Below are 9,813 nucleotides of genomic sequence, written 5' to 3'. Positions count from 1 at the left end.
ACGAGAACGGCCCCGCTGGTGAATTCCAGCGGGGCCGTTCTCGTTGACGTGGAGTGTTTCAGTCGTCGTCGCCGATCGTCTTCGGCGCCGCCTTCTTCGGCTTGCCGAGCAGGTCGTCGATCGAGCCGGTGATGCGCATCTTCGCCTTGTGCTCCTTGTCGCCGCCCTGCTGACCGCCACCGCCCATGGCGCCCATGCCGCCCATCATGCCGCCGCCCATCGCGCCGGCACCGCCTCCCGCGGCCCCAGGGCGTCCGCCAGCGGCCCCGGCGGCCGGAGCGGCCCCAGCACCCTTCTCCTGGGCCGGAGGCTGCTCAGAGACGCCCGTGGCGCCTCCGAACTGCATCGGCTGCGAGTGCGCGGCAGCAGCGGCGGGAGCACCGACCGAACCGACGCCACCGCCCACGCCACCGCCACCACCGCCGGTCGACGGGGTCGCGCCGCCGCCCTTGCTCGCGGTGGACGTGTTGGTGTCAGCGGGCTTGCCCGGTTCCGGCACCGGCGTCGCGGGCTTGGCCGGCGCCGTGTAGGTCCAGTCCTTGTCCGGGTACTTGTGCTCCATCCGCACTTCGCCGAACTGCCCGGCCTCACCGGAAACCCCGTCGCACAGCTTGAGAAACGCCTCCAGCACCTGCCGCGCGGAGTCGTGCAGCTCGCGCACCGGCTCCTTGAGCTCCTCGATGTGCTTGATCGCGCGCTGGTCGCCCTCCAGGGGCAGCGCCGCCGTGCCGGACACCGAGTCGGCGGCGTCGGCGAGCACGTGCGCCATGTCCTGCACGATGTCGCGCACTCCGTCGGCGGTCTCCTCCAGCGCGTCCGCCATGGCGTTCATCGCGTCGGACATGTCGCCGCCCGCGAGCCCGACCTTGCGCATGTGGTCGAGGAACGCGTCGGCGTCCTGACCCTGCCAGCGCGCGTCGACGCCGCCGAGCGGTGCCGCGATGTGCTTGTTGACCGCCTCGGAGACCTTCGCCGCCTTGCGCCAGCGTTCGGCTTCCTCGCGCAGGTCGTTCCAGTCGCCCACCAGCGGGTCGAAGAAGTCGTGCACGAGGTCGACGACACCGAGCTTGTTGCTCACCCGCGAGAGGTAGTCGAGCTCGGGTCCGACCTCGGCCGCGATCTGCCTGCCGTTCTTGGTCACCACAGCTCCCCCTACCGCCGATCGACCTTCTTGATGTGCTGCAGGGCCTCGTCCTCGGACTGCCCGTGCTGCTTCGCCACGGCGTGCAGCCCCTTCGCCGCCGCGTCGAGCGTGTCGCAGGCGCGGGCGAGCTGGGAGTTGAGCAGCTCGGCCGCGCGCGCGTAGCCCTGGGCGCTGCCGAGCGTTCTGCCGATCTCGCCGAACGACTCGGGGCGCAGCGAGGAGGCCTTCATGACGTCCCGCACCCGCCTCAGATCGTCCGTCGTGCCGTCGATCCGGTCGGCGTACTGCTCCAACCACCCCGCGTCGACGGTTATCCGACCGGCCACAACTGTCCCCCTATGCGAATCCGGGTGCATTCCGTCCAAATACGACGGTGATGCACCCGGACCGGTTCCGCTACTCGTGCGCCTACTTCTGGGCTTGCTGCTGCGGGTCCTTGATCGAGCCCTTCTGAGCCGGGGTGATCGCGTCGAAGCTGCGGTTCGCCTCGTTCTTGTTGAGCTGCGGTCCCATCGGCAACAGGCTCAGGATCTGGTTCGGCGCCGGCGGGAAGTTGCCCTCCAGCCCCAGCGCCGCCGCGGTGCCGGCGTCCGGGATGCCGTAGCGGACACCACGTCCCGTGACGATCTGCACCGGACCCGTGCCGTAGTCGCCGAGGCTCTGGCTGGCCCGCACGACCGCCTGCTTGCCGGGCAGCATCAGGAACTGGTCGACGATCTCGCCGCCCGCACCGGCCGCGTTCAGCTCGACCGGGGTCATCTCCTTCGGGCCGGGCAGCTTGGAGCCGATCGTCACCGAGGTGTGCTCGGCCTTCGTCGGTTCCGTGTAGTTGTCGGCCTTCCAGCCCAGGCAGATCACCGTGTTGCCGGGGTTCGCCTCGAGCGTGGTCGGGATCTTCTGCGGGAACGAGTCGAGCGTCAGCGGGTTCTTCGGGTCCTTGTGGTCCGCGATGGCGTTCGGCGAGAGCTTGGTCGCCTGCTTGTTGTTCGAGTACGACCAGCGCAACAGGTCGTTGACGGTCTCGTCGACGGTCTGGAAACCGTCCTCCAGCGCCACCATGAACTCGGAGCCGGCGGCGCGCTCGACCTCGACGAGCTCACCGATGTTGACGTTCGCCTCGGTGACGTAGGTCGCCTTCTTGCCCTGGTTCGGGATGAGCGGCGCGCTCAGCGGGGCGACCTCGGGGATCGCGTTCAGCAACGCCGTGCTGATCGCACGCGGGGTCTTGCCCTTGAGCTTGAGGGCGTTGAGCGCCTTGTCGTTCTTCAGGTCCACCTCGGCGCGCACCGTCGACGACGAGATGTCCCGCAGGCTCTGCGGCTTCTTGTAGATCAGGTAGGCCTTCTTGGCCCCGGTGCGCTGCTGCACCAGCACGGCCTCGTCGCCCATCTCCGGGTTGCCGCCGCTCACGCCGGCGATCACGGAGGTCTTGATCTGGTTGTCCGCCGCCTTGTCCTCGCGGAAGTCGTCGAGGCTCAACGTGTCGCAGACGGACCACTGCGCGTCGATGCGGAGGTCCGGCTTCGGCAGCACGTCCGGCGCGTCCGGCAGACCGGTGAGCCGGCCGCGCGGCAAGGTGGCCAGGGTCGCCTCGCTGACCAGCTTCGGCTCGCCGCCCGCGACCTGGCTCTGCCCGCTGTTCGCGGTGCCACCCGGCGCGTCGCCACCACCGGCCTGCTGGTCGGGGTTGTTGCGCGAGTACCAGAGCAGGCGCGCCGACGCGAGGTTCGTCATCGGGATCAGGCGCTTGGTCGGCTGCGCGTCGACGACGTAGACCTGGCCTGTTTCCTTGCTGATGGCGATCTGCGTGTTGTCGTCCAGCCGCGGTGCCGGCTTGAACAGCCCGTACACCAGGAAGCCGAGCAGAGCGACGACGCCCAGGACCACGCCGACCGCTGTCGCGCGCGAGTGGTTGCGCATGGGGTCATGCAGCATCACTGCGTCTCTGCGGACCAGGGCGGACTGCATCCGCCGCAGGACGAATTGGTAGGCCTGGACCTGTGACTTGGTGGTGGGTGTTGATGCCATTCTCGGCTCGCTGCTCTCCCAGTCGCGGTACGGTTCGGCAGGATAGCCGGACGCAGGTTGCTCCGTGGGCCGGTTCGCCAAGCCCACCGACCATCGAGGGGAAAGAGACCACAACGGATGTCCGTGACCACTCCACATCCGCCCCGGCCGAACCCGGGGATGGCGCGGCCGCAGGGACCCGGAGGTCCTGGCCAGCAGGCACCTGTGCCTCCACGTCCTGTCGGGCGTGTCCGGCGCAGAGCTGCCGGAGTCAGCCTCGGCTCCTTGCCCGTCTCGAACGTAGTCACGATCGAGATCGGTCTCGCCATCGCACTCCTCGTGCTCACCCTCATGGGCGTGAAAACCCCGGCCGGCGCGCTCAACGTCGTGTCGGTGTCGATCGCCGGCGGTGTGCTGTTGATCGCACTGATCCTGGCGTTCACCCGATCGCGTGGTCGTTGGCTGACGCAGTGGATCGGCGTCCGGCTGCGCTACAACTTCCGTTCGCACAGCCGGACCGCGAAGCGCGTCGAGCCGCAGGAGTCCAAGCCGGGTGACGACGAGATGCAGGTGCTCGGCCCGGAGGACCCGCGCGTCGCGTTGCTGCGCCTGGCGATCCCGGACCTGGTGATCGCGAAGGGCGTCGACCACGAACGCCGCCCGCTCGCGCTGTCGTGGCACGACGGCGTGTGGACCGCGGTGCTGCTGGTCGACCCGACCCCGCCGCTGATCACCCCGGTCGGCTCCGCGCCGTCCCTCCCGCTTGGCGCGCTGGCGCCGTGCCTGGAGGACCGCGGTGTCGTGCTGGACGCGATCACCGTGATCTGGCACTGCTACCCCGGCAGCGCGGCACTTCCGCCGAACTCGCCGGCGATCAGCTCGTACATGGAAGTGCTCGGCTCGATGCCCGCGGCCGCCCGGCGCACGACGTGGATCACGGTGCGGCTCGACCCGCGCCGCTGCGGCGAGGCGATCCGGGAGCGCGGCGGCGGCGTCGTCGGCGCGCACCGCGCGTTGATCGGCGCGTTGTCCCGTGTCCGCAACGCTTTGGAGTCCGCCGGCGTCACGATCCGCCCCCTCGACTCGGACGAGCTGCTGCGCGCCGCGATCTCGTCGGCCGAGCTGACCGCCGCCGTCGGCAACACGAACCCGGTGTCGTTGCGGGAGAAGTGGGCGGGCGTCACCGCGGGTGGCGTCGGTCACGCGAGCTACGCGATCACCGGCTGGCCGTCGAAGGGCTTGAAGGGCAACCTGAACGCGCTCACGGGCGTGCGCGCGCTGTCCTCGACTCTGGCGATGTCGATCTCACCGTCCCGCGAGGACGGTCAGGTCTCCTTGCGCGGCCTGGTGCGGGTGAGCGCCCGCACGCCGAGCGAGCTGGACCGCGCGGAGGACCAGTTGTCGAAGCTGAGCGACAAGCTCGACATCACGCTGACCCCGTTGCGGGGCATGCAGCTCGCCGGCCTCGCCGCGACGCTGCCGCTGGGAGGTGTGGCATGAGCTCGTCCCGTCTGCTCGACTCGCGCGGCCGCGGCGCGGTGGCACCGGAGTTCCTGGTGTCGCCGAACATGCTCGACGTGGTCAGCCCGAGCGGCGACCGCGGCGGCATGATGCTCGGCCAGGGCGTCAACGGCGAACCGCTCTCGGTCTCCGTGCTGCGCCCCACCCCGACCCGCATGGTGTGCGTCGGCGGCCTGTACCTGGCCCGCCAGATCGCGCTGCGGGCCATGGCCACCGGCGCGTGGATCATCATCGCCACCGGCCGCCCGCAGGCCTGGCAGCCGGTCGTGCGCGCGGCCGGCCAGGGCCCGGACGGCCGCCCGTCCCAACTGGTGCAGCTGCGCCGCCTGTCCCCGGCGGACCTCCCCAGGCCGACCGAGGACATGCCGCTGCTCGTCATCCACGACGGCGGCCACGTCCCGCAGGAGCTGTTCCCGCCCCGCGCACCGTGGCAGACCACGATGTACGTGCTGCCGTACCTGCACCCGCAGGCCTCGTCGACGGCGAACAACGCGGACCTCGTGCTGCTGCAGCGCCTCCCGATGGGCCAGGCGCAGCTGGCCGGTCAGATGTGGCGCCTGCGCCCGCAGATGTTCCAGCAGCTGACCCAGCTGAAGGACGACCAGGTCATCGCGATGGGCCAGGACATGTGGGCGCACCTGCGCCTGTACACCACGCCGATCGAGCAGCAGATCCTCGGAGCAGTCCGCAGAGGCGATTGAGACGCTCCAGCAATTAGACGAAACTTGCGCCCCGGACGGTGAACCGTTCGGGGCGCAATTGTTTTGTCCATAGCTCAGCGGCACCAACTAATTCACAGGCCTCGCAAATCTGTTGATTCGCCATTCGAAGGTAATTCCGTGGACCTTCTTGTGCGTAATCCGTCTGCGCCACTAAGAAAACTCTCACCTGCACAACCCTGCGACGAGGGAGCACGCTGCTATGGGAGAATCGTGGGCCAGACGAGCGGCCGGGATCGGACTGGTGGCGAGCACCGCGCTCGTCCTGTCGTCCGTCTCCGCCACCGCTGCGCCCGAGGGGGAGATTCGCAACCTCGGTGCGTCCAATGCGGTCAAGGACAACTACATCGTCGTGCTGAAGGACGTCAGCACGAGCAGCGTGGAGAACCTCAGCGCGAAGTACGGCGCCAAGGTGCAGCACACGTACAAGTCCGCTTTGCGCGGTTTCTCGGCGCAGATGTCCGAAACCCAGGCCAAGCGCCTCGCCGCTGACCCGTCCGTCGCCCACGTCGAGCAGGACGGCGAGGTGAGGATCTCCGACACGCAGACCCCGACCCCGTCCTGGGGCCTGGACCGCATCGACCAGCGCGCGCTCCCGCTGGACAACAGCTACACCTACCCGAACCGCGGCGCAGGCGTCACCGCCTACATCATCGACACGGGCATCCGCCTCACCCACACCGACTTCGGCGGCCGCGCCGTCTCCGGCACCGACACCGTCGACAACGACAACGACGCCACCGACTGCAACGGCCACGGAACCCACGTCGCGGGCACCATCGGCGGCCAGAAGTACGGCGTGGCCAAGGACGTCAAACTCGTCGCCGTCCGAGTCCTCAACTGCTCAGGCTCCGGCACCTTCGCAGGCGTGATCGCGGGCATCGACTGGGTCACCGCAGACGTCCAGAACAACCCGTCCCACAAGCCCGCAGTGGCCAACATGTCCCTCGGCGGCGGCGCCAACGACACCGTCGACCAAGCCGTCCAGCGCTCCATCGCCGCAGGCGTCACCTACGGCCTCGCAGCCGGCAACGACAACGGCGGCAACGCCTGCAACACCTCCCCGGCCCGCACCCCCGAGGCGATCACCGTCGGCTCAACCGACCGCACCGACGCCCGCTCCTCGTTCTCGAACCTGGGCACCTGCCTGGACATCTTCGCCCCGGGCCGCGACATCACGAGCGCCTGGCTGACTGACGACAACGCCACCAACACCATCAGCGGCACCTCAATGGCCACCCCGCACGTGGTGGGCGCCGCCGCCGTCTTCCTGGGCTCGTCCCCCACGGCAACCCCGCAACAGGTCCGCGACGCCCTGGTGGAAAACGCCACCTCTGACGTGGTCACCAGCCCGGGCACCGGCTCCCCGAACAAACTCCTGCACATCACCGGCACCGCCCCCGGCAACCCCCCGGGCCAGTGCCCCGCGGTCACCAACGACACCGACACGGCCATCCCGGACGCAGGCGCGATCACCAGCTCCATCACGATCGCCGACTGCAACGGCAAGGCCAGCGCCACCGGCACCGTCAAGGTGGCCATCAAGCACACCTACCGAGGCGACCTGGAACTTGCCCTGATCGCCCCCTCAGGCGCCGTGAAGATCCTGAAGGTCTCGAACGGCAGCGACAGCGCTGACGACATCAACGCCACCTACAACGTGAACGTGGCTACCGAGGACGCCAACGGCACCTGGCAACTCCGAGTCCGCGACCTCTACCGCCAGGACACGGGCACCATCGACTCCTGGACGCTCGACATCTGAGCCAAACCCGCACCACCCCTCGGAGCCCCCGGTCCCCCCGCCGGGGGCTCCTCCCTTTCCACAGCAACAACAAGCCCGCACGCCGAGCTCAACTGGAAAGCGTCCGAACTCTCCGAGTAACCCCGGCCCGAGCCCCCAACTCGTCATCCCCAGGAAAATCCACCCGCACCAAACACAACCCATGAGCCGGAGCCACAGTCACCCCAGACGCCCGCCCACTCAACGCCAACAGCGACGAAGGCCACTCAACGGCCTTCCGCCCCTCCCCAACAGCCAGCAACGCCCCGATCAGCGACCGAACCATCGAGTGGCAGAACGCATCAGCAGACACAAACGCCGTGATCACACCATCCGAAGCAGCCCGCACCAGCTCCAGCCGCTGCAACTCCCGAATCGTGGTCGCACCCTCACGCCGCTTGCAAAACGCACAAAAGTCGTGCTCCCCCAGCAACAACCCGGCAGCCACGTTCATAGCGCCAACGTCCAGCGGACGAGGCCAGCTCAACGTGTCCAACCGCCGCAACGGATGCGCCCCGAAAGCAGCATCCGAAACCCGGTACTCGTAATGCCGCCGCAGCGCGGAAAACCGAGCGTCGAACGCTCCAGGCACCACGCGGGCAGCAAAGACCCGAACATCCGCGGGCAAAGCCCGCGCGAGCCGCTTCGGAAGCCCGTCGACATCCACGTCAGCAGGCAGATCAGCGTGAGCGACCTGACCGGAGGCGTGCACCCCGGCATCGGTCCGCCCAGCCACGGTCAGCACGACGTCCTCGCGCAACACCATCGACAGCGTGTCCTCGAGAACGCCACAAACAGTGCGGCGAGAAGGCTGACGAGCCCACCCGGAGAACTCGGTCCCGTCGTACCCGAGATCAAACCGCACACGAACGAGCCCGCCGCCCCCAGCAAGGGGAGCGACGGGCTCGTCAGCGGTCAATCCGCTCAGGACTTGTCCTTCTCGGACTCGTCCTTCGCCTCTTCAGCCTCGACGGCCTCAGCGGTCGGCTCGCCGTCAACCTCGACGGCGGTGTCCTCTGCGGCGGTCTCGTCAGCGTCGGCCTCGACGACAGCGGCCTCAGCCGGCTTCTCGTCCTTGGCGAACTTGGTCTTGCGCGCAGCCTCGGCCTCGGTGGAGACGAGCTTCTGCTGCACCAGCTCGATGATGGCCATGGGGGCGTTGTCGCCCTTGCGCGCCAGCGTCTTGGTGATGCGGGTGTAGCCACCGGAACGGTCGCTGAAGAACGGACCGATCTCGGCGATCAGCTTGTGCACGACGTCCTTGTCGCGGATCACCTTCATGATCTCGCGACGGTTGTGCAGGTCGCCGGCCTTGGCCTTGGAGATGATCTTCTCGGCGTACGGACGCAGCCGCTTCGCCTTCGCCTCAGTGGTCTTGATCCGGCCGTGCTGGAACAGCGCCGTCGCCAGGTTGGCGAGCAGCAGCCGCTCGTGCGCCGGAGACCCACCGAGCCGGGGGCCCTTGGTAGGGGTGGGCATCGCTTGCTCCTGTAGTAACTAAAAGAGATCCTCTAGCTCTGAATCAGAGCGTCAGAGCTGCTCGGTCTCCGCGTAGTCCTGACCGTCGTCGTGCGGGTCCAGACCGGCACCGGCACCCCAACCCGTGTCACCGGGGTGGTAGTCGGCAGCAGCCGCGGACGGGTCGAATCCAGGAGGCGAGTCCTTCAGGGCGAGGCCGAGGCCGACGAGCTTCATCTTGACCTCGTCGATCGACTTCGCACCGAAGTTGCGGATGTCCAGCAGGTCCGCCTCGCTGCGCGACACGAGCTCACCGACGGTGTGGATGCCTTCCCGCTTCAAGCAGTTGTAGGAACGGACCGTGAGGTCCAGATCCTCAATAGGCATCGCGAACGCGGCGATGGTGTCGGCCTCGGCCGGCGACGGGCCGATCTCGATGCCCTCGGCGTCGATGTTCAGCTCGCGAGCGAGGCCGAACAGCTCAACCAGGGTCTTACCGGCGGAGGCAACTGCATCCCTCGGGGTGATCGAGGGCTTGCTCTCCACATCGAGAATCAGCTTGTCGAAGTCCGTCCGCTGCTCGACACGAGTCGCCTCGACCTTGTACGTCACCTTGAGAACCGGCGAGTAGATCGAGTCGACGGGGATGCGGCCGATCTCGGCACCCGCCTGCTTGTTCTGGACAGCAGGGACGTAGCCGCGACCGCGCTCGACGACGAGCTCGATCTCCAGCTTCCCCTTGCCGTTCAGGGTCGCGATGTGCAGGTCGGGGTTGTGCACGGTGACACCGGCCGGAGGCACGATGTCGCCCGCGGTCACCACACCGGGGCCCTGCTTGCGCAGGTACATGGTCACCGGCTCGTCCTCTTCGGACGAGACGACGAGCTCCTTGAGGTTCAGGATGACGTCGGTGACGTCCTCCTTCACCCCGGGAACCGTGGTGAACTCGTGCAGCACGCCGTCGATGCGGATGCTCGTGACAGCAGCACCGGGGATCGACGAGAGCAGCGTGCGGCGGATCGAGTTGCCGAGCGTGTAACCGAAGCCCGGCTCCAGCGGTTCGATGACGAACCGGGAACGGGTCTCGGAGACCGCTTCCTCGGCGAGCGAGGGGCGCTGGGAAATCAGCACTGGATTCAACCTTTCGACAACGACGCCCGCTATTTGACGCCGTCAACAAC

9 protein-coding genes are annotated in these 9,813 nt (G+C 68.2%); 3 read left to right on the top strand and 6 right to left on the bottom strand.

Annotated features, from left to right (window positions below; genetic code table 11):
- Positions 1-58: 58 nt before the first annotated feature.
- The 3 genes from ABZX92_RS04635 to eccB form a co-directional block, all read right to left on the bottom strand.
- Positions 59-1,141: a WXG100 family type VII secretion target gene (locus ABZX92_RS04635; RefSeq protein WP_355553937.1), complete on the bottom strand. Its 1,083-nt coding sequence runs from the start codon at positions 1,139-1,141 to the stop codon at positions 59-61.
- Between the two features lie 11 nt (positions 1,142-1,152).
- Positions 1,153-1,470, bottom strand: a complete 318-nt coding sequence (locus tag ABZX92_RS04630) for a hypothetical protein (RefSeq protein ID WP_355553934.1) — start codon at positions 1,468-1,470, stop codon at positions 1,153-1,155.
- An 82-nt stretch (positions 1,471-1,552) separates the two neighbouring features.
- Positions 1,553-3,172: a type VII secretion protein EccB gene (gene eccB, locus ABZX92_RS04625; protein ID WP_355553932.1), complete on the bottom strand. Its 1,620-nt coding sequence runs from the start codon at positions 3,170-3,172 to the stop codon at positions 1,553-1,555.
- A gap of 117 nt (positions 3,173-3,289) precedes the next feature.
- Here eccB and eccE point away from each other — a divergent pair, with 117 nt between their 5' ends.
- The 3 genes from eccE (at position 3,290) to ABZX92_RS04610 (ending at position 7,156) form a co-directional block, all read left to right on the top strand.
- Complete coding sequence (gene eccE, locus ABZX92_RS04620; RefSeq protein ID WP_355553929.1) at positions 3,290-4,651, top strand: type VII secretion protein EccE; 1,362 nt, start codon at positions 3,290-3,292, stop codon at positions 4,649-4,651.
- Entirely contained in the window at positions 4,648-5,373 is a 726-nt protein-coding gene (locus tag ABZX92_RS04615) for a hypothetical protein (protein WP_355553927.1), read from the top strand. The genes eccE and ABZX92_RS04615 overlap by 4 nt, the downstream gene beginning before the upstream one ends.
- A gap of 220 nt (positions 5,374-5,593) precedes the next feature.
- Positions 5,594-7,156, top strand: coding sequence for a S8 family serine peptidase (locus ABZX92_RS04610; RefSeq protein ID WP_355553924.1), 1,563 nt, complete (start codon positions 5,594-5,596; stop codon positions 7,154-7,156).
- An 88-nt stretch (positions 7,157-7,244) separates the two neighbouring features.
- Here ABZX92_RS04610 and truA read toward each other — a convergent pair whose 3' ends face one another.
- From truA to ABZX92_RS04595, 3 genes are read right to left on the bottom strand one after another with little or no spacing between them, the layout of a single operon-like run.
- Positions 7,245-8,039 carry a tRNA pseudouridine(38-40) synthase TruA gene (gene truA, locus ABZX92_RS04605; protein ID WP_355553922.1) on the bottom strand — a complete coding sequence of 265 codons (795 nt, stop codon included), beginning with the start codon at positions 8,037-8,039 and terminating at the stop codon, positions 7,245-7,247.
- Between the two features lie 59 nt (positions 8,040-8,098).
- Entirely contained in the window at positions 8,099-8,653 is a 555-nt protein-coding gene (gene rplQ / locus ABZX92_RS04600; RefSeq protein ID WP_355553920.1) for a 50S ribosomal protein L17, read from the bottom strand.
- A 51-nt stretch (positions 8,654-8,704) separates the two neighbouring features.
- The gene (locus ABZX92_RS04595) at positions 8,705-9,763 is read right to left on the bottom strand and encodes a DNA-directed RNA polymerase subunit alpha (protein WP_285643098.1); all 1,059 of its coding nucleotides are present in this window, start codon (positions 9,761-9,763) and stop codon (positions 8,705-8,707) included.
- Positions 9,764-9,813 lie beyond the last annotated feature (50 nt).

This window comes from Lentzea sp. NPDC006480, from assembly GCF_040611995.1.
Taxonomy (GTDB): domain Bacteria; phylum Actinomycetota; class Actinomycetes; order Mycobacteriales; family Pseudonocardiaceae; genus Lentzea.
The sequence above is the reverse complement of the archived record's forward strand: the minus strand, read 5'-3'. Positions and strand labels throughout refer to the sequence as shown.

Bases quoted from the DNA above. Each gene is read 5' to 3' on its own strand.
- ABZX92_RS04615 (WP_355553927.1), top strand. From the start codon at position 4,648: ATGAGCTCGTCCCGTCTGCTCGACTCGCGCGGCCGCGGCGCGGTGGCA.
- eccE (WP_355553929.1), top strand. From the start codon at position 3,290: ATGTCCGTGACCACTCCACATCCGCCCCGGCCGAACCCGGGGATGGCG.
- rplQ (WP_355553920.1), bottom strand. From the start codon at position 8,653: ATGCCCACCCCTACCAAGGGCCCCCGGCTCGGTGGGTCTCCGGCGCAC.
- eccB (WP_355553932.1), bottom strand. From the start codon at position 3,172: ATGGCATCAACACCCACCACCAAGTCACAGGTCCAGGCCTACCAATTC.
- ABZX92_RS04610 (WP_355553924.1), top strand. From the start codon at position 5,594: ATGGGAGAATCGTGGGCCAGACGAGCGGCCGGGATCGGACTGGTGGCG.